Below are 16,963 nucleotides of genomic sequence, written 5' to 3' on the forward strand. Positions count from 1 at the left end.
CTCCGGCAGGCCTCGCCGGGGTCGGTGGCGCTGCCGATCAGGACATCGAGGGTCACGCCCGCCTGCCGCAGGACCGGCAGCCGCAGCCGCGGCGTGGCGGCCAGCACCCTGGCTCGCCGGGCCAGTTGCAGCCCGCCGGCATCGGTGGCGGTGACGAACACCCCGTCGGCCTGGCCCCGCCGCTGCCAGGGCAGCCCATCGGCGGCGGTGGCCATCAGCCGCTCGCCGATCACCGTGATCGTGCGCTCGCCGCCGGCGTCGATGAAGGTGAGGCCCCGCCGGGTCGGCGCCGCCCGCCAGGCGATGTGCAGCTCCAGCCCCAGCTCCTCAAGCTCCACGGCGGCCCGGCGGCCGAGGGCGTCGTCGCCCAGGGCGGTGAAGAACGGAATCCGCTGTCCCGTCAGACGGGCCATCTGCACGGCCACCACGGCGCCGCCACCGGCGGGGAGCTCACAGAAGTCGTCGGCGTGGAGGATCTCGCCGGCCGCCGGCAGATGGTGAACGCCGATGAAGCTCACCACCTCCACATGGCCCACCACCGCCAGGGCCAGCGGGGGAAGGGCCGGCAGCGCCGCCAGGGGCAGGGGGACGAGGGGCTCCATTCAGCTGGAGGCGGAGGTGTAGAAGCGCAGGGCGAATCGCCAGAACCAGCGGCTCACCACCACCGCGGCGATGGCCACCGCGCCGCCGGCCAGCAGCCAGGGGCCGGAGGCCCGACCCAGGATCGCCTCGGCCGGCACCGTGGTGAGGAAGGCCACCGGCACGATGAAGGTGAAGAAGGCCCGCAGGCCGGCCGGAAAGGCACTCACCGGAAAGCGGCCCGCCACCAGCACGCTGCGCAGCACCTCGGTGGCGTTCCAGATCTTCACGAACCAGATGCTGCTGGCCGCCAGCACGAACCAGAGGCTGTACAGGATCATCAGGCTGGCCACCAGCATCAGGGCCGCCCCCAGCAGGGTGAGGGGCGCCGGGGTGGCGCCGGCCTTCCAGGCGGCGTAGCCGATCAGGCCGGCCCCCAGGGCGATGCCGGGCAGGCCCCAGGGGGAGAAGGTGCGGGCCGAGAGCCAGAACTGGCTGTCGATCGGCTTGAGCAGGACGAAATCGAGGCTGCCGGTGCGCACGTGGGCCACGATCGTGCTGAGGTTGGGCTGCAGCAGGGTGCTGGTGATCCCCTCCAGCAGGGTGTACACCCCCAGCACCACCAGGGCCCCTTCCCAGCTCCAGCCCCCCAGGGACTGGCCCCGTCCATAGAACAGGGACAGCACGAAGATGCTGCCCACCAGATTGCCGGCCGTGGCCACCAGCTCGATGAGGAAGTTGGCCTGGTACTCCAGCTCGGCCGTCAGCGAGGCGATCCAGAACACCCGCAGGGTGGTGAGGTAACGGCCCATCACGCCCCCATGGCCGCATAGTGGCGCAGGCCGCGCCGCCACAGCAGCAGGTTGATCGGCAGCAGCAGGGCGGCCCAGGCGGCCATGGCCGCGAAGCTCTGCAGCACCGGCACGGTCTCACCGGCCAGGATCCTGGCGGGCACATCGACCATGTAGGGGAAGGGGGTCCAGAAGGCGAAGGTGCGTACGCCCTCGGGATAGAGGGCCAGGGGCGCCACTAGGCCGGAGAGATAGAGGTAGGGGAGATAGAGGAGGCGCTCCAGGGCGCTGGCCTTCTCACTCCAGAAGCAGACCATGGTCAGGGTGAACTGCATCAGGAAGCGCAGGGCGAAGGCCGCCAGGGTGGCCAGCACCGCCAGCAGCACCGACGAGATGGAGGGCCACCAGAAGGCGGCGGGATAGAGCAGGAAGAACAGCCCCACCAGCAGCGCCACGAACGGCAGCCGGGTGGCCTGCTCCGAGAGGTGGGCGGCCACGTAGCGCCACACCAGGGGCAGGGGCTGGAGCAGGTACGGAGACAGACGCCCGTTGAGGTTGTCCTCCTCGAAGGTGTACATCACCCACACGATCGTGAACTGGCGCACCACGAACGCTGAAAGGAAGTAGCGGGCCAGCTGCAGGGAACTCATCCCCAGACCGCCGCCGGCATCAACGGCGCTCCACAGGCCCAGCATGATGAAGGGCAGCACCCCCGAGAGTGCCCAGAGGACGATCTCGGCCCGGTACTCGAGCATGTAGGCGTACTGGCTGGAGAGCAGTACGGCGGCGATGCGGCGGGCGTGCCCCAGCCGCTGGGGCAGGGGGCGTGTCATGCCAGGGCACCCTGATGGAACAGTCGGCCGATGATGTCCTCGATCGGCGGGTCGGACACCGATAGATCGACCACGGCCAGGTCGGCCAGTAGCCGTCCCACCTGTTCGGTGAGCCGCTCCCGCGGGATCAGCAGCCGCACCTCCCGGCCCTCGATCGCCTCCACCTCGCCGTAGCTGGCGAAGGCCTCGGCCCCCAGGGGCGCGTGCAGCTCCAGGCGCACCTCCCGGCAGGGCGCCAGCCGCTGGGTGAGGGTCTCGAGGCTGCCGTCGTAGAAGAGGCGGCCCTCGTGAATCAGCAGCACCCGCGGGCAGAGGGCGGTGATGTCAGCCATGTAGTGGCTGGTGAGCAGCACGGTGGCCCCGTAGTGGCGGTTGTAGTCGGCCAGAAAGGTGCGCACCCGGGCCTGGGCGTTCACATCCAGCCCCAGGGTGGGTTCATCGAGGAACAGCACCGCCGGGCGGTGCAGCAGGGCCGCCAGCAGCTCCGCCTTCATCCGCTGGCCGAGGGAGAGCTTGCGCACCGGCCGGCGCAGTTCGTCCCCCAGCTCGAGCATCTCCGCGAGCTCGGCGATGCGGCGGCGGCTCTCCGCCGGGGGGATGCCATAGACGGCGGCGTTGACCCGCAGGGAATCCAGCGGCGGCAGATCCCAGATCAGCTGCTGCTTCTGGCCCATCACCAGCGTGATCTGACCCAGGAAGTCCGCCTCGCGGCGCTGGGGCTGGCAGCCGGCCACCTCCACCGTGCCGCTGGTGGGATGGATCAGCCCCGTGAGCATCTTGAGGGTGGTGGTCTTGCCGGCGCCGTTGGCCCCCAGGAAGCCGACGAACTCCCCGGGCGCGATGGCGAAGCTGACGTCCTGCACGGCCGCGATCAGGCGCTCGCGGCGATGGACGAAGTGACGCAGGGTGCCGGCCAGTCCGGGCTGTTTGTCGGCCACCCGGTACGTCTTGCCGAGGCCCTGCGCGCGGACGATGGCCATGCGGTCGGGGGCCATGCGGACGGGGGCGGGCGAGCCCACCCTATCGAGGGCCCCACCGCGTCCGGAGCAGGGCCTCAGGCGGCCTCCGGGCACCAGCCGGAGCCCCGCTGCAGCGGCTCGAGCCAGCTCGGACAGCGCCGGGTGAGGTGGTCGCCATGGCCGATCAAGGCCTGATGCCACTGGCAGCTGAGCAGGGGAATGCCGTCGGCGTCGGTGTGGTGCCGGAACCACTGGCAGGTGAGGCAGACGCGTCGACTGCGGCTGGGGAGGAGTTGCTCCGGCCCCAGATAGGGCCAGGCGTCGCGGTCTGGACAAGGGCGCGCGGCTGGGTCTGGAGCGGAGTCCGGATCGGGGAGCATGGCCAGGGAAAGCGATACACATGTACTAGCAGCTATTGGCCCTGATGGCCAGCGTTCCCGTACCGCCGGCTCCCCTGCCCCCCCTGATCCCCGCCCGGGGGGCCACAATCGACGATCGGGGTCGCGCCGTTCGCCATGCCTTCGCCATGTTGATCCGGCTTGGTTGCGAACTGACCCTCTCCTGCTGGGCTCCGACGCCGGTGCTCGCCCTGATCCATCCCCACGGCAGCCGCCTGGAGGACCGCCGCGGCCCCGAGCGGCTGCGGCTCAGCCCCGACCGGATCGCCGAAGTGCTCACCGACGCCGACGGCAACCGTGCCTGCCGCTTCGTGGCTTCCAGCGGCAGCACGACCCTGGGATTTGAGGTGGTGGTGGCCGACCCGGGCCTGCCCGATCCGGTGGCGCCGGAGGTGGGCGAGTGCCCGGTGGGGGCGTTGCCGATCGTCACCTACCCCTTCCTCAACCCCAGCCGCTACTGCGACACCGATCGCCTGGCCCAGGTCGCCTGGGGGCGCTTCGGCGGCGTCCGGCCCGGCTGGTCGCGGGTGCAGGCCATCTGCGACTGGGTGCACGAGCAGCTCCGCTTCGATTACGGCGCCGCCCGCAGCGACAAGACCGCCCACGACGCCCTGCGGGAGGGCCGCGGCGTCTGCCGCGATTTCGCCCATCTGGCCATCAGCCTCTGCCGTTGCCTCAACATTCCCGCCCGCTACTGCACCGGTTACCTGGGCTACACGGGCACCACGCCCCTGCCCGAACCGATCGACTACTCGGCCTGGTTCGAGGCGTTTCTCGAGGATCGCTGGCACGTCTTCGACCCCCGTCACAATCGCCCCCGCATCGGCCGGGTGCTGATCGCCCGGGGGCGGGATGCGGCGGATGTGCCCTTCCTGCGTTCTTTCGGCGATCACCAGCTCACCGGCTTCCGGGTCATCACCGAGGAACTGGCCACCCCCGGGTCTCCCTGCCCCTGAACGCGGCGAAGTGTGGAGAATTCATGCGTTGGGCCAGCCAGCGGGGCTTCGGCGGCAGAATCCCCCTGAGTTCCGGCACCGACGAACCCGTCGATCGGTTCCGGACAGCAGCCCCAACAACAGCCCCTGACAACAGCCGGCTGGGCCGGCCTCCGGCCTCCGCTCAAGCCCGTGGGGACCCGACCCTGGCATGGGGATCGGAATCCTCGTTCAGCCGGGCCACTTAAGCCTGGGTTTTTCCTCCCTGACTCCCGCGGATCGACCAATGGGTTTACGGATCGATGAAGCCACGTTTCTGGAGCGAGCCCTGTCCCGATTCGGCGGGAGATATGATTATTCCGAGATCAACTACAAAAGCTACCGCAGCCCGATCAAGATCCGTTGTCTGGAGCATCCTGTCCGGGAGATTGTGATCACACCGGAACGTCATCTCCAGACCACCGGCGGCTGCAAGTACTGCCTCAGAAACTATCGCAACCAGACCCTTGAACGGGTCCTGAGGCTGGACTGTGAAGCCGGCGAGCGCCCCGCACCGCTGCCGGCGCCACCCGTGACCGGCCAGAAAAGTAAAGCTGTGTGAGGGATCCGGCCGGTTGCCCAAGGCCACTTTTGTTCACGGTTATCTTTCCGGGTCATTCACCCTGAATCCCTCCATGGCCCTTCCTCTGCTCGCCGCCCGACCCTCGAGCCTCAATGCCAGGGTGCCGAGTTTCGCTATCGCCAGTGAGGAATCCCCCCGCCAGGCCGTCGCCACCCTGGAGACCCGCAAGGCCTCCGGAGACCGCCTCAGCCTCGACGTCCAGATCGAGCAGGCCTACCGCCAGATCTTCTTTCACGCCTTCAAGGTGGACCGTGAAGCCGTGCTGGAATCCCAGCTGCGCAGCGGACAGATCACCATGAGGGATTTCATCCGCGGTCTGCTGCTTTCCCGGCGATTTCGTGAGGGTTTCTATGATTGCAATAGCAACTATCGCCTGGTTGAACAACTGGTGGGCCGGGTTCTGGGCCGGCCGGTGTATGGCGACCAGGAGCGGATCCGCTATTCGATTCTGATCGCCCAGCACGGGCTGGTGGCCCTGGTGGACACCCTGCTCGACTCGCCCGAGTACCTCGAGGCGTTCGGATACGACAGCGTGCCCTACCAGCGCTCGCGCGTCCTGCCGGGCCGGGCCCAGGGCGAGCGCCCCTTCAACCAGCAGGCACCCCGCTACGACGGCCGCTGGCGCGACGTCATCGCCAGCCGGGCGCCCCGCGGTGCCAACCCCTGGTCCCCCGGCACGCCGCGTCCCGCCTGGCTCGGGGAGCAACCCTCGCCCCTGGCCCGCCAGATCTGGCAGGGGCTGGTCACCGCCGGCGGCTTCGCCGTCACCGGTCTGGTGCTCTGGACCGCGGCGGCCATGCTCAGCACCGGAGCGCCCTGAGCGTCGCCCAGCGGGAGGGATCGCCGGGAGGTCCTGGAACGCAGCACCGTGAACTGGATCTGCGTCCAGCTTGCTGTGCTGACCGACACGAAATCGTGCTTTCCTTGGTGTCAGGTGGTCCTAGCGGCGTCGTCGCCACCGCCATGCAATAGGATTTGTAAAGATTTCTTGACCTTCCGGAGGTGCCTGTCATGTTCACGCTCGAAAAAGCGACCCAGATCTTTCCGGACACCCTCTCCGCCGATGTGGTGCCGGCTCTCACGGCCCGCTTCAGCCTCCTGAGCGCCGAGGACCAGCTGGCCCTGATCTGGTTCGCCTACCTCGAGATGGGCAAGACCATCACCATCGCCGCCCCCGGCGCGGCCCGCATGCAGTTCGCCGAACCGGTCCTCAACCGGATCAAGGCCATGACCTTCGCCGAGCAGAGCCAGGTGATGGTGGATCTGGCCAACCGGTCGGACACCGACATCTGCCGTACCTATGCGATCTGGTCGGTCAACATCAAGCTCGGCTTCTGGTATCGCCTGGGTGAGTGGATGGAGGAGGGCATCGTCGCCCCCATCCCCGAGGGTTACCAGCTCTCGGCCAACGCCGCTTCGGTGTTGTCCTCGCTGAAGGGCATCGATGCGGGGCAGCAGATCACCGTGCTGCGCAACTTCGTCGTCGACATGGGCTTCGATCCCAGCAAGGTGGACGGCACGGAGCGCATCGCCGAGCCGATCGTGCTGCCGACGGCTCCTGAGCAGCGCACCAAGGTCGCGATCGCGGGCATCGACAACCCCACGATCCTCTCCTACATGGATCTGCTCAATGCCAACGACTTCGACCAGCTGATCCAGCTGTTCCTGCCCGATGGTGCCCTCCAGCCTCCCTTCCAACGGCCCATCGTCGGGACCGACGCCATCCTGCGCTTCTTCCGCGAGGACTGCCAGAACCTCAAGCTCCTGCCCGAAACCGGCGTGAGTGAACCCTCCGATGGCGGATTCACCCAGATCAAGGTGACCGGGAAGGTGCAGACCCCCTGGTTCGGCGCCGGCGTCGGCATGAACGTGGCCTGGCGCTTCCTGCTCGATCCCGACAACAAGATCTACTTCGTGGCGATCGATCTGCTCGCCTCCCCCGCCGAACTGCTGAAGTTCGCCCGCTGAGGAGTCTGTCCACCCTCCCGGTGACGGCAGGGCCCGTGGCCGGGGAGGCCCTGGCCTCTGGGCTGTCCCTTGGGGAGACTGCCATGGGCCTTCTGCTGGGCACGGGAATCTTCGGGGCCTGGCTGACCACCCTGGTGCTGGCCCTGATGAGCGACCCCGCCGGCTGGACACCGGTGGGCTTCGCCCTGACCGTTGCCCTGCGGACGTTCCTGCAGACGGGCCTGTTCATCCTCGGCCACGATGCGATGCACCGCACCCTGGTGCCTTGCCGTCCGCGGCTCAACGACGCCCTGGGCCGGCTGGCCCTGCTCCTTTACGCCGGCCTTCCCTATGGCCGCTGCCGGCGCCATCACCTGCGTCATCACCGCGTCCCGGGCAGCCGCCGCGATCCGGACTTCCGACGGGCCAGCGGCGATGGCGCGCTGCGCTGGTACGCCCGGTTCATGGGCAACTATCTCTCCGCGCGCCAGCTGGTCCTGCTCCTGTCCAGCTGGCTGGCCGTGGGCGGAGTCCTGATGCTGCTCGAGCCCCGACGGGCGCTGGCCGTCCCCATGTTCTGGGTGCTGCCGCTGGTTCTCAGTTCGTTTCAGCTGTTCCTGTTCGGCACCTACCTTCCCCACCGTGGTGACGGATCCACTTCCGCCGGCCCCCACGCCGTAAGAAGTCTGGGGTATCCCCACGTCCTCTCCCTGCTGGCCTGTTATCACTTCGGTTACCACTGCGAGCACCATGCCCACCCGGCGGTGCCGTGGTTCCGACTGCCGCAGTTGCGCCGTCAGGTTGCGCATCATCACGGCCATGGTTACGGCCCCGCAGCCGGCTCGCGGCCGCTCAGGCCAGGGCGTTAACGTCCAAATTCAGCTGTTGAGACCCATGGTGAGTGCGGTGTTGGAGTGGACGGATCAGGAGCAGCAGGTGGCACGCCACGCCTTCGACAAGGCCCACTCCAGAGCCGCGATCGGGATCATCCGGGCCGTCCAGGCCCATGCCAGCCGCATGGACAGCGTCGAGGAATGCTGGAAACTTCATGACTTTCTCAGCATCCAGCGCCATGAAATCGAAGGGCGTTTCGATTTCCGTCTCCCTGGCCTGCTGTTCGTCTTCGCCAGCCTGGTGAAGGATGGCCTGCTGCAGGTCGAGGAACTCGAAGGACTCGAGCGGGACAAGCTCAACAAGATCACGGCGATGTCGCGCATGTGAGCCGGACGCTGCATTTCTGCTGCACAGCCCCGCTCGGATCGGCTCCCCGGCCTGCTCCTGTCGCCGCCGTCACCGGCCGGACGGGTTTCCCGATCCATGATCTCCGAGGGGTCCGGCCCACGGGGGCTGTAGGGTAGGAACGATTCCGAGATTTCTCTCCAGCGAGCTCATCACTTTCGAAAAGGGCTGTCGAAGGATCGGTTCATAGTTTTTTCCAGGTTCATGACCATTTACATCGGAAATCTTTCCTTCGACGCCGAAGTGGAAGACGTGAAGAATCTTTTCGCTCAGTACGGCGAGCTGCGCCAGTGCACCCTTCCCCTCGACCGCGACACGGGTCGTAAGCGCGGCTTCGCGTTCGTCGAGATGACCAACGACGCCGACGAGACCAAGGCCATCGATGATCTCCAGGACGTGGAGTGGATGGGTCGCAGCATCCGCGTCAACAAGGCCGAGCCCCGCACCGGCGGCGGTGGCGGCGGCGGTCGCTCCGGCGGCGGTGGCGGCTATGGCGGCGGTGGCGGTGGGTACGGCGGCGGCGGTGGCCGCAGCCGCTACTGAGTCATTGCCGGGTCACGGGGCCCCGGCGGGCTCCGCTTCCCTTTTTTCCCGCCCCTGGGTCTCCGGGGGCGTTTTTTTTGGCTTTTCGGCTCCATCCCGCCGGCGGTTGCGCGTGTGGGGAGTCCGGCACGGATCGAAAGACACTCTGCTGCTGGGGCCTGTTGGCTTGGGCGGGGAGCAGATTGGGCCCATGAGCGATCCCAGCCCTCGCGGCCGTTACCGGGTCCGACCCGCTGACCAGAACGAGACCACCGTGCCCAACGAGGTGACCGGCCCCACCTTCGACCACCGCGACGAGGCTGAGCGGTACGCCCACAGCCTGGTGCTGACCCACCAGGCCCCGGTGGTGGTCGAGAAGCTGGCGCCCGCCGGCTGCTGGCTTCAGCTCGGGATCATCGGCTGAGGCGGCGCCTCCAGCGCTCCGAGGTCGTCGGCGGCCTGCAGGCGGATCAGGTAGGCCAGGCTTGAGCCCACACCGGTGCCGCGGTAGCGGCCGCTGACCGGCGCTGCCAGGTGGTGATCGGGCGCCGCCGCCAGGACGACGTGGCCGTCGGCCACCGCCAGGCCCAGGCTGGGGTCGAATCCCCTCCACCCCCCTCCGGGCAGGTACACCTCCGCCCAGGCGTGCAGCTCGTGTTCACTCACCTCGGGGGGATGGTGCATCGAATAGCCGCTCACGAACCGTGCCGCCAGTCCCTGGCTGCGGCAGGCCGCGACGTAGAGCATGGCGGTGTCCCGGCAGGCTCCGGTGAGGGTGCGGAGCGTCTCGGCCGCCTCGGTGGGCTCCCCTTCCAGCCGGCCGACATGGTGGAAGCCGTGGTGGATCTCGTCGGCGAGGGCGCTGAGGAAGGCGGTGGCCGATCCGCCGACCCGGTCGGCGATGGCCTGGGCCCAGGCCCTCACCTCCGGATCGGCCCGATCCTGTCGGCAGCCCGCCAGGGAGCGCGCCTCCGCCTCCGGATAGCTCACCGGCAACTGCTGGGCCTCCCGGTGGGTGACGATCCAGTCGAAGGGGTTGCTGCGCAGGGTCTCCACCAGCATGTCCACCGTGATCGTCAGCTGGTCCCGCTCCTGCTGGAACCAGGCCACCGTCGCGTCGGTGCCATCGGGCTCGATCACCCGGGTCAGGCCCGCCGGCGCCTCCTCCAGCCGCAGGTGGTGCTCGAGAATCCTCTGGCTGCCGTCCTGGCGGGGGGTGAGCCGCAGGGCCATCGGCTCCAGGAAGACGGGTCGCTCGTAGCTGTAGCTGAGGCGATGGTGGATGCGGAAGAACATCGCTCAGCCCATGGCCTCGCGCAGGACGTCCTGGAGGTCGTCATCGATGACGTAGGTGTGCAGCGGCTCCGTGTCCAGGTCCTCGACGAGGGGGAAGAAGCGGACCGAGAACCAGGCCTCGAAGAGCTCGAGGCTGCGGGGATGGGGCCAGTGGCTGCGGTCACGGCACCAGAGATCGAGCTCAGCGGCGAAGATCTGGCCGTAGCTGTCCAGCAGCCGGTCCTGGGCTTCCAGCTCGCTGTCGTAGGTGGGGATCAGGTAGAGGCTGTGGTCCTCCCCCAGCCCTTCCATGTCCTCGCGGGTCCAGAACGGCCGGGTCCAGTCCACCATCGGCTGCCGGGGTGCCACCGCGATCGCGCAGCGGTTGAGAACGGCCATCGATGGAGTGTCTGTGGCTGCTTCAACGCTAGCGAGGCCGGGCCTGGCGAGCAGCGACCGTCGATCAGCCATCGGTTGTTGCCACCTCAGACCTGCCATGGCCACGATGTGTTCATCGCTACCCCTCCATCGGCGCCTGCGGCTGCCCTGACGTCCCATGCTTCTCCGCCGGAACCCCCTTCTCCCCAGTGGTCATCACAGAGACCGCCGGCCGCGGTGTCCGATCCCGGCCGTAGCCAGCTGTGTGGCCGGCCTGCTGCTGGCCTTCCCCTCGGCGGGCCTGGCCCAGCAGGATCCCTCCGCCAAGGTGCTCTACCGACTGTCCACCCAGTGTGCGCTGCAGGGCGCTGCCCCCGTGCCCTGCACCGTGGAGGCGGTGGACAGCGGCGCGGCCACCCTTTACCGCCACCGCATCGGCGACAGCGTCGAGACGGTTCGCATCACCGCGGAGCCGGTGACGATGGCGATCTGGGCCCACGACGCCCGGAGCTGGCGGCCCCTGCGCGGGGCCTCGGCCCGGTTCTCCACCAACACGGTCTGCTTCAACGGCAAGGACCTCTGCGTGGTCAACCCCAACTACCTCAACAGTGTCAGGGAGGATCGCGCCAACACCCGCCTCCAGGGCCGTGATCTGGTGATGGTGCACTTCGGCTCCGACGGCCGGGTGGACGCCAGCTGTTACGACGACGCCTGCGCCCTGTTGCTGAAATGAACAACCTCAGCGGATTCGCCCTGTTGTTGGCCGGTGTGATCGCCTCGCCGGTCGGGGCTGGCCTGGCCCTGGAGCTCGCCTCCCCCCACGGCCCGGAGCTGATCGCCCGGGGCGGCGGCGGCGGGGCACGCATGGGTGGTGGCGGTGCCCGGATGGGCGGCGGTGGTGGCGGCGCGAGAGTCGGGGGTGGTGGCGGTGGTCTCGGCCGTGCCGGTGGTGGTGGATCCCTGGGTCGCAGCGGCTTCCAGGGATCTGGCGGAGCCGGCGGTTTCAACCGCGGCGTCACCCGGCCCGCCGGTGGCTGGAGCAGCGGCGTCGCCGGTGGTGGCCTGGGGGGCCCCTCACTGAATCGTCCGGCGGCGCGTCCCGGTGGGGTGGTCGGCACCCCTGGCCTCACCAGGCCCGCCGGAACCGGAACCCTCAACCGCAACGTCAACGCCAACCTCAACCGGAACGTCAACGTCAACCGCAACCTCAACCGCAGCGTCAACGTCAATCGCAACTGGACCCGCGCCGCCAACGTCAACGCCTTCGGTGTCCGGCCCGGCTGGGCCCGTCCGGGCTGGGGCGTGGCCCGACCCTGGAACCATGGCTGGTACGGCGGCTGGGCCACCCCATCCTGGGGATGGTGGGGAGCCCGGGCCGCCACCTGGGGTGTGGCCACGCTGGCAACGGCTTCGATCATCAACAGTGCCGTCGACGCCGCCGTGGCCAGCAGCCAGACCGTGATCGTGGTGCCCAACACCGAGTACCAGCTGCTGTTCGGCACGGTTCAACCGACCGGCACCAGCACGGTGGCCTTCGACGTCAGTGCCAACGGCAGCGTCTATCAGCTGTCGGCCGACTGTCAGTCGGGCTTGCTGAATGGCCAGGTGCCGGGGAATGCCCAGGAAGCGGAGCTCCTCAATGCCGCCTGTCAGGTGGCCTTCGGAACCGCTTCCTGAGCCGGGGGCTCACCAGGGCAGGGGAGCCCGCTGGGCGCCGATGCTGCAGCCCATCTGCTGGCCCAGCAGGGCTCCGAGCGGCACGGCCCAGGTGCGGCCGTCCTGGCGGGAGGCGGCGTAGCCCAGGCCACCGCCGATGATGCCGCCCACCAGGCGGCCGACGTTGCAGCGCTGGGCCGTCTGGGCCTGGATGTAGTCGGGGGACACCGGCAGGTTGGCCCGGTAGCGGTCGACGTCATAGTCGGCCCGGTAGCCGCCGCCGTAGCCGTCGCCGTAGGACGAGGGGCTGGGCAGGGTCGGCAAGGGGTAGGGAACACGGCGGCTGTCGACCTGGCGGGGAGCGCCGGACGGGCCCCAGGGACCGGCCCAGGCTCCCAGGGGGGTGGCCACCAGGGCCAGGACGCCGGTGGTGCCCAGCAGGCCCACGAGGCGGCGGGACCCCTGACGAAGGAAGGTGTTCATGGTGTTCGCGGTGTGAGGAGCGACCCCTGAGGTGGGGCTGACATCAATCAAGCGAAGTCATGTGACCGATCCATGAACGGCTCCCGGCCGATGTCCGACAGGATGCGACTCCGGCCAACGGCGCGCCCATCCCATCGCCTGCGTTGCGCTGTGCATCGCTTGCTTTCCAGCCCCTGGTCGGATCGCCCCGCCGTTGCCAGCTTGAACGGGAGGGTGGGAGAACCCGATGAGCTGGAGCGAACTGGAGCGTCTCGTCGATGAGGCTGAGACGGATGAGGTGATCCGCCGCGGGCTGCGCCATTGCCGCTCCTGCCCGGAACTGATCCTCGCCGCCCGCCGGCTGGGTTACCACATCACACGGGTGGATCTGCAGCGGGCCAGGCAGTTGCAGCATTCAGCAGGCTGATCTCGGCGTGCACGCACTCGGCCGTGGGCCGGAGCTGGAAGCCCAGCTTCCGGCAGACGTGCTGCATGCCCCGGTTCTCGTGCAGGATCTCGGCGCAGATCCGCTCCAGCCCCTCCTGGCGGCCGATCTCCAGCAGCAGACCCAGCAGGGCGGTGCCCAGCCCCTGCCGCTGCCAGGGGTCGGCGATCAGCATCGCGAACTCGGCCGCGTTCTCGTCGTGGATCCGGCTGAGTCGCCCCACCCCCAGCACCTCGGCGGGGGCGCCGTTCTGCCCCGCCCGCTCCGCCACCAGGGCCATCTCCCGGTCGTAGTCGGTGAAGCAGATCCGGGTGAGCCGCTCGTGGGCGATCCGGTGGCCCAGGGTCATCAGATGGAAATAGCGGAAGTAGACGCTCTGTTCCGAGAGGGTGCGGTGGAACGCCACCATCAGGGGTTCGTCCTCCGGCCGGATCGGCCGCAGGCTTACCGCCGAGCCGTCGGGCAGGCGCCAGTCACGGACGTACTCGCTGGGGTAGGGCCGGATCGCCGGCCTGGGGGTGAAGCAGGTGGCCCCGGAAGAGGCCTGCAGCAGCACCCGGGCGTCGAGCGCCACCAGGGCCCCCTCCCCGTCTCCCGGCGCCACCCTCAGGGGATTGATGTCCAGTTCGAGGATGGCCGGGTGCTCCAGCACCAGCCGGCTCATGCGCACCAGCAGCCGTTCGAGGGCCGCCAGATCCACCGGCGGACGTCCCCGCACCCCCTGCAGGGCCGCGTGGATGCGGGTGCGTTCCATCAGCCGCCGGGCCAGGGTGGTGTTCAGCGGCGGCAGGGCCACGGCGCTGTCCCGGAACACCTCCACCAGCAGACCGCCGGTGCCGAACAGGATCACAGGGCCGAACTGGGGGTCGATGCTGCTGCCGACGATCAGTTCGTAGGTACCGGTGAGCTCCAGCATCGGCTGCACGGTCACCCCGCCGAAGGCGCTCGCCCCGTGCCGGGCGACGATCGCGCTCTCCATGCTCCGGTAGGCCTGGGCCACCGCCTCCCCGTCGGCCAGGTTCAGCTGCACCCCGCCGACGTCTGTTTTGTGGGTGAGCTCGGCGGAGAGCAGCTTCACAACCACGGGGTAGCCCATGGCGTCGGCGGCGGCGGCCGCCGCCTCGGCGCTGAGGGCCATGTGGGTGGGGACCGTGGGAATGCCGTAGGCCGCCAGCACCTGCTTGGCCTCCCATTCGTTCAGCAGGGTGCGCCCCTCGGCCTGGACCGCGGCCAGCAGTTCCTCCACCCGCCGGCGATCGGCGTGGGGCTCACCGCCCCCGTCCGTTTCCGTGACCAGGGCCGGCGTCTCGTAGAGGGCGCGCAGGTTGTCGCTGTAGCGCCACATGGCAGCGAACAGCTGCACGGCCGCGTCCGGGTAGCGGTAGGTGGCGATGCCGGCGGCATTGAGCAGGCGCTCCCCCGCCTCCACGTCCCGGCCCCCCATCCAGCTGGCCAGCAGGGGTTTGGTGGTGGTCGCCGCCAGGGCCACCAGCCGTTCGGCGGTGCCGGTCGGGTCGGTCATGGCCTGGGGGGTGAGCACCACCAGCAGTCCGTCACTGTCGGGGTTCTCCAGGGCCAGACGGATGGCCCGCTCGTAGCGCTCCGGATCAGCGTCGCCGAGGATGTCGATCGGGTTGGCGCGGCTCCAGTGCTCCGGCAGCACGCCATCAAGGGCCGCCAGGGTCGCCTCCGGCAGAGAGGCCAGGGCGCCGCCGTGGCGCACCAGGGCGTCGGTGGCGATCACCCCCGGGCCGCCGGCGTTGGTGAGGATCGTCAGCCGCGGGCCCAGGGGCCGCCGGCGCTGCTTTGAGAGCACCTCGGCCAGGTCGAAGAGGTCGGCGATGCTGTCCACCCGCAGCACGCCGCAGCGCCGGAAGGCGGCATCGAGCACGGCGTCGCTTCCGGTCAGGGCGCCGGTGTGGGAGGCCGCCGCCTGGGCCGCCTCCGCCGTGCGCCCGGCCTTGATCACCACGATCGGCTTGGTGAGGGCCACCTCCCGCGCCGCCGAGAGGAACGAGCGGGGATCCCCGATCGACTCCATGTAGATGACGATGCTGTGGGTCTCCGGGTCGTCCCCCAGGTAGGTGATCAGATCGCCCCAGTCGACATCGAGCATCGAGCCCATCGAGACGAAGGCGCTGAAGCCCACGTTCTCCTGCAGGCTCCAGTCGAGGACGGCGGTGCAGATCGCTCCCGACTGGCTCAGGAAGCCCACATGGCCGGGACGGGCGAGGGTGCCGGCGAAGGTGGCGTTGAGGCCGGTGCGGGGATTCATCAGCCCCAGGCAGTTGGGGCCGACCAGCCGCATGCCGGAGCGGCGCAGGCCATCGCGGATCCGGGCCTCCAGGGCGATGCCGGCGGCGCCGATCTCGCGGAAGCCCGCCGAAAGCACGATCACCCCCTTCACCCCCGCCGCCGCGCAGTCCTCGATCAGCCCGGGCACCGTGGCGGCCGGGGTGGCGATCACCGCCAGATCCACCGGCTCGGGCACCGCCGCCACGGTGGCGTAGGCCCGGATCCCCAGCACGCTGGCGCGCTTCGGATTGACGGGATAGACGGTGCCGCCGAAGGGATGGCTGATCAGGTTCCAGAGCACCCCCCGGCCGACGCTGCCCGGCCGGTCGGAGGCGCCGATCACCGCCACGCTGCGGGGGGAGAACAGCGCCGCCAGCGGCTGGTGCTGGGAGCGCAGGATGTCGTAGGCCCGATCGGAGGCGCCGTCGCCCCCACCGGAGGCGAGGGCACTCATCGGTAGACCAGGACCGGACAGGGGGACTGGACCAGCACCCGCTGGGTCTCGCTGCCGATCAGCATCCCCACCAGGCCGCGCCGGCCATGGGACGCCATCAGGATCAGATCGCACCCCAGGCGGGTGGCGGCCTCGACGATGGCCTGGTGGGGCAGGTCGCTCATCACCTTCTCGGCATCGGCGTTGACGCCGGCCTGCCGGGCCACCGTCAGGGACTCCTCCAGGATGCGCTCCACGTCCTTGCGGCTGGCGCTCATCAGGGCCTCCATGGTGGTGGCATCGAGCATCTCGCCAAGCCCCACCACCTGCACCGGCACGCTGGCCTGGGCATGGAAGAAGGTGATGCGGGCCCCGAGGGCCGCGGCCAGGGCCACGGCATGGCGCACGGCCTGCATCGAGAGGTCGGAGCCGTCGCTGGGCACCAGAAGGTGGCTGTAGGGCATGGGAGCTGGGGGTCTCTCCTCTGTCTAGTCATGGCCCCTGATCCATGCAGGGTCAGTGGAGTGGATCGCTGATCACCAGGACCGAGCAGCCCAGCCGCCGCAGCAGCCCGGTGGCCTGGTCGCTGGCGGGAATCGGCAGCCCCTCCACCAGGCGCCGCAGGGAGCGCAGGATCACCAGATCGTGGCTCTCGCTGCTGCGCTCGATCGCCTCGGCCACGTTCGGGTCGGCCAGGAGCTCCACCGTCACCGGCACGGTCGCCGCGGCCCTGGCGGCGGACGGGACCCAGGCCTGGAGCTGGCGGGTCAGCCGTTCACGCTCCGCCTGGGCCAACCAGGGTTCATGCACGTGCAGCAGGGTGATGGCGGCCCCCTCCCCGGGAGGGCAGGCGCGCAGCAGCCGCTCCGCCAGCTGGAACTGCTCCAGGGCGCCCGCGGAGAGGTCCTTCACCGGCACGAGCAACCGGCGGAAACCGGCCGGATCCTCACGCAGCCGGGCCATCACCACCGGGCAGTGGGCCTGACGGCAGATGGCGGCCACCAGATCGCCGAACAGCCAGCTCCCCAGCCGGGGGCCGGGCGCCACCCCGACCAGCACCAGGTCGGCCCCCTGCTCCAGGGCCGTGCGGGCGATGCCGCCGGGGATGTCGTTGTCGACCCGCAGCAGGGAGCGGCTGGGCACCCCCGCCGCCGCAGTGCGGACATCGGCCCGCTCCAGCAGCTGGCGCCCCTC

22 protein-coding genes are annotated in these 16,963 nt (G+C 69.5%); 11 read left to right on the forward strand and 11 right to left on the reverse strand.

From position 1 onward, the window contains the following. The 5 genes from VB737_RS09980 to VB737_RS10000 form a co-directional block, all read right to left on the reverse strand. Window positions 1–602: PfkB family carbohydrate kinase (locus VB737_RS09980; protein ID WP_500312662.1), on the reverse strand; the 602-nt coding region annotated here is incomplete at its 3' end. Next, window positions 603–1,391 carry an ABC transporter permease gene (locus VB737_RS09985; RefSeq protein WP_323355305.1) on the reverse strand — a complete coding sequence of 263 codons (789 nt, stop codon included), beginning with the start codon at window positions 1,389–1,391 and terminating at the stop codon, window positions 603–605. It lies immediately after the preceding gene. Then, window positions 1,391–2,203 carry an ABC transporter permease gene (locus tag VB737_RS09990; protein WP_500312663.1) on the reverse strand — a complete coding sequence of 271 codons (813 nt, stop codon included), beginning with the start codon at window positions 2,201–2,203 and terminating at the stop codon, window positions 1,391–1,393. Before VB737_RS09990 ends, VB737_RS09985 begins: the two co-directional genes overlap by 1 nt. Then, on the reverse strand, window positions 2,200–3,198 hold the full coding sequence (locus tag VB737_RS09995; RefSeq protein ID WP_500312664.1) for an ABC transporter ATP-binding protein: 999 nt from the start codon (window positions 3,196–3,198) through the stop codon (window positions 2,200–2,202). The genes VB737_RS09990 and VB737_RS09995 overlap by 4 nt, the downstream gene beginning before the upstream one ends. A gap of 59 nt (window positions 3,199–3,257) precedes the next feature. Next, complete coding sequence (locus VB737_RS10000) at window positions 3,258–3,542, reverse strand: galactose oxidase (RefSeq protein ID WP_500312665.1); 285 nt, start codon at window positions 3,540–3,542, stop codon at window positions 3,258–3,260. Window positions 3,543–3,586: 44 nt separating this feature from the next. Here VB737_RS10000 and VB737_RS10005 point away from each other — a divergent pair, with 44 nt between their 5' ends. The 8 genes from VB737_RS10005 (at window position 3,587) to VB737_RS10040 (ending at window position 9,249) form a co-directional block, all read left to right on the forward strand. After that, complete coding sequence (locus tag VB737_RS10005; protein WP_500312666.1) at window positions 3,587–4,516, forward strand: transglutaminase-like domain-containing protein; 930 nt, start codon at window positions 3,587–3,589, stop codon at window positions 4,514–4,516. A 265-nt stretch (window positions 4,517–4,781) separates the two neighbouring features. After that, window positions 4,782–5,096 (forward strand): DUF723 domain-containing protein, encoded by a 315-nt coding sequence (locus VB737_RS10010; protein WP_500312681.1) that lies wholly within the window; start codon window positions 4,782–4,784, stop codon window positions 5,094–5,096. A 73-nt stretch (window positions 5,097–5,169) separates the two neighbouring features. Beyond that, window positions 5,170–5,937, forward strand: a complete 768-nt coding sequence (locus VB737_RS10015; protein WP_500312667.1) for a phycobilisome rod-core linker polypeptide — start codon at window positions 5,170–5,172, stop codon at window positions 5,935–5,937. A 191-nt stretch (window positions 5,938–6,128) separates the two neighbouring features. Further along, window positions 6,129–7,085, forward strand: coding sequence for an orange carotenoid-binding protein (locus VB737_RS10020; protein WP_500312668.1), 957 nt, complete (start codon window positions 6,129–6,131; stop codon window positions 7,083–7,085). Between the two features lie 83 nt (window positions 7,086–7,168). Beyond that, window positions 7,169–7,933: a fatty acid desaturase gene (locus VB737_RS10025; RefSeq protein ID WP_500312669.1), complete on the forward strand. Its 765-nt coding sequence runs from the start codon at window positions 7,169–7,171 to the stop codon at window positions 7,931–7,933. Window positions 7,934–7,958: 25 nt separating this feature from the next. After that, window positions 7,959–8,285 (forward strand): fluorescence recovery protein, encoded by a 327-nt coding sequence (frp, locus tag VB737_RS10030; RefSeq protein WP_500312670.1) that lies wholly within the window; start codon window positions 7,959–7,961, stop codon window positions 8,283–8,285. A gap of 222 nt (window positions 8,286–8,507) precedes the next feature. Further along, window positions 8,508–8,846 (forward strand): RNA-binding regulator, encoded by a 339-nt coding sequence (rbp, locus tag VB737_RS10035; RefSeq protein ID WP_015108480.1) that lies wholly within the window; start codon window positions 8,508–8,510, stop codon window positions 8,844–8,846. A 190-nt stretch (window positions 8,847–9,036) separates the two neighbouring features. Further along, a complete protein-coding gene (locus VB737_RS10040) occupies window positions 9,037–9,249 on the forward strand; it encodes a hypothetical protein (RefSeq protein ID WP_500312671.1) in 213 nt (70 codons plus the stop codon). On the opposite strand, the gene VB737_RS10045 is transcribed toward VB737_RS10040, so the two are convergent. Further along, window positions 9,228–10,121 (reverse strand): transglutaminase family protein, encoded by an 894-nt coding sequence (locus tag VB737_RS10045; RefSeq protein WP_500312672.1) that lies wholly within the window; start codon window positions 10,119–10,121, stop codon window positions 9,228–9,230. The two genes, VB737_RS10040 and VB737_RS10045, sit on opposite strands and share 22 nt — an antisense overlap. 3 nt (window positions 10,122–10,124) lie before the next feature. Next, window positions 10,125–10,499, reverse strand: a complete 375-nt coding sequence (locus tag VB737_RS10050; protein ID WP_500312673.1) for a hypothetical protein — start codon at window positions 10,497–10,499, stop codon at window positions 10,125–10,127. A gap of 244 nt (window positions 10,500–10,743) precedes the next feature. Between VB737_RS10050 and VB737_RS10055 the strand changes: the two genes are divergently transcribed. Continuing rightward, on the forward strand, window positions 10,744–11,211 hold the full coding sequence (locus VB737_RS10055; protein WP_500312674.1) for a hypothetical protein: 468 nt from the start codon (window positions 10,744–10,746) through the stop codon (window positions 11,209–11,211). After that, the gene (locus tag VB737_RS10060; RefSeq protein WP_500312675.1) at window positions 11,208–12,155 is read left to right on the forward strand and encodes a hypothetical protein; all 948 of its coding nucleotides are present in this window, start codon (window positions 11,208–11,210) and stop codon (window positions 12,153–12,155) included. Before VB737_RS10055 ends, VB737_RS10060 begins: the two co-directional genes overlap by 4 nt. A 9-nt stretch (window positions 12,156–12,164) precedes the next feature. On the opposite strand, the gene VB737_RS10065 is transcribed toward VB737_RS10060, so the two are convergent. After that, window positions 12,165–12,617, reverse strand: coding sequence for a hypothetical protein (locus VB737_RS10065; RefSeq protein ID WP_500312676.1), 453 nt, complete (start codon window positions 12,615–12,617; stop codon window positions 12,165–12,167). Window positions 12,618–12,843: 226 nt separating this feature from the next. Between VB737_RS10065 and VB737_RS10070 the strand changes: the two genes are divergently transcribed. Beyond that, window positions 12,844–13,023 carry a Nif11-like leader peptide family natural product precursor gene (locus VB737_RS10070; protein ID WP_500312677.1) on the forward strand — a complete coding sequence of 60 codons (180 nt, stop codon included), beginning with the start codon at window positions 12,844–12,846 and terminating at the stop codon, window positions 13,021–13,023. On the opposite strand, the gene VB737_RS10075 is transcribed toward VB737_RS10070, so the two are convergent. From VB737_RS10075 to VB737_RS10085, 3 genes are all read right to left on the reverse strand, one after another. Then, complete coding sequence (locus VB737_RS10075) at window positions 12,971–15,790, reverse strand: bifunctional acetate--CoA ligase family protein/GNAT family N-acetyltransferase (protein ID WP_500312678.1); 2,820 nt, start codon at window positions 15,788–15,790, stop codon at window positions 12,971–12,973. The genes VB737_RS10070 and VB737_RS10075 overlap by 53 nt on opposite strands. After that, on the reverse strand, window positions 15,787–16,233 hold the full coding sequence (locus tag VB737_RS10080; RefSeq protein ID WP_500312679.1) for a universal stress protein: 447 nt from the start codon (window positions 16,231–16,233) through the stop codon (window positions 15,787–15,789). Before VB737_RS10080 ends, VB737_RS10075 begins: the two co-directional genes overlap by 4 nt. A 52-nt stretch (window positions 16,234–16,285) precedes the next feature. Continuing rightward, a partial coding sequence (locus VB737_RS10085; RefSeq protein WP_500312680.1) for a universal stress protein occupies window positions 16,286–16,963 on the reverse strand: 678 nt, incomplete at its 5' end.

The organism is Synechococcus sp. BA-120 BA3, assembly GCF_034931285.1.
GTDB lineage: Bacteria > Cyanobacteriota > Cyanobacteriia > PCC-6307 > Cyanobiaceae > Cyanobium.

Excerpts from the sequence above, each read along its gene's own strand:
- VB737_RS09985 (WP_323355305.1), bottom strand. The coding sequence starts at position 1,391 with ATGGGCCGTTACCTCACCACCCTGCGGGTGTTCTGGATCGCCTCGCTG.
- VB737_RS09990 (WP_500312663.1), bottom strand. The coding sequence starts at position 2,203 with ATGACACGCCCCCTGCCCCAGCGGCTGGGGCACGCCCGCCGCATCGCC.
- VB737_RS09995 (WP_500312664.1), bottom strand. The coding sequence starts at position 3,198 with ATGGCCCCCGACCGCATGGCCATCGTCCGCGCGCAGGGCCTCGGCAAG.
- VB737_RS10000 (WP_500312665.1), bottom strand. The coding sequence starts at position 3,542 with ATGCTCCCCGATCCGGACTCCGCTCCAGACCCAGCCGCGCGCCCTTGT.
- VB737_RS10005 (WP_500312666.1), top strand. The coding sequence starts at position 3,587 with ATGGCCAGCGTTCCCGTACCGCCGGCTCCCCTGCCCCCCCTGATCCCC.
- VB737_RS10010 (WP_500312681.1), top strand. The coding sequence starts at position 4,782 with ATGGGTTTACGGATCGATGAAGCCACGTTTCTGGAGCGAGCCCTGTCC.
- VB737_RS10015 (WP_500312667.1), top strand. The coding sequence starts at position 5,170 with ATGGCCCTTCCTCTGCTCGCCGCCCGACCCTCGAGCCTCAATGCCAGG.
- VB737_RS10020 (WP_500312668.1), top strand. The coding sequence starts at position 6,129 with ATGTTCACGCTCGAAAAAGCGACCCAGATCTTTCCGGACACCCTCTCC.
- VB737_RS10025 (WP_500312669.1), top strand. The coding sequence starts at position 7,169 with ATGGGCCTTCTGCTGGGCACGGGAATCTTCGGGGCCTGGCTGACCACC.
- frp (WP_500312670.1), top strand. The coding sequence starts at position 7,959 with ATGGTGAGTGCGGTGTTGGAGTGGACGGATCAGGAGCAGCAGGTGGCA.
- rbp (WP_015108480.1), top strand. The coding sequence starts at position 8,508 with ATGACCATTTACATCGGAAATCTTTCCTTCGACGCCGAAGTGGAAGAC.
- VB737_RS10040 (WP_500312671.1), top strand. The coding sequence starts at position 9,037 with ATGAGCGATCCCAGCCCTCGCGGCCGTTACCGGGTCCGACCCGCTGAC.
- VB737_RS10045 (WP_500312672.1), bottom strand. The coding sequence starts at position 10,121 with ATGTTCTTCCGCATCCACCATCGCCTCAGCTACAGCTACGAGCGACCC.
- VB737_RS10050 (WP_500312673.1), bottom strand. The coding sequence starts at position 10,499 with ATGGCCGTTCTCAACCGCTGCGCGATCGCGGTGGCACCCCGGCAGCCG.
- VB737_RS10060 (WP_500312675.1), top strand. The coding sequence starts at position 11,208 with ATGAACAACCTCAGCGGATTCGCCCTGTTGTTGGCCGGTGTGATCGCC.
- VB737_RS10065 (WP_500312676.1), bottom strand. The coding sequence starts at position 12,617 with ATGAACACCTTCCTTCGTCAGGGGTCCCGCCGCCTCGTGGGCCTGCTG.
- VB737_RS10070 (WP_500312677.1), top strand. The coding sequence starts at position 12,844 with ATGAGCTGGAGCGAACTGGAGCGTCTCGTCGATGAGGCTGAGACGGAT.
- VB737_RS10075 (WP_500312678.1), bottom strand. The coding sequence starts at position 15,790 with ATGAGTGCCCTCGCCTCCGGTGGGGGCGACGGCGCCTCCGATCGGGCC.
- VB737_RS10080 (WP_500312679.1), bottom strand. The coding sequence starts at position 16,233 with ATGCCCTACAGCCACCTTCTGGTGCCCAGCGACGGCTCCGACCTCTCG.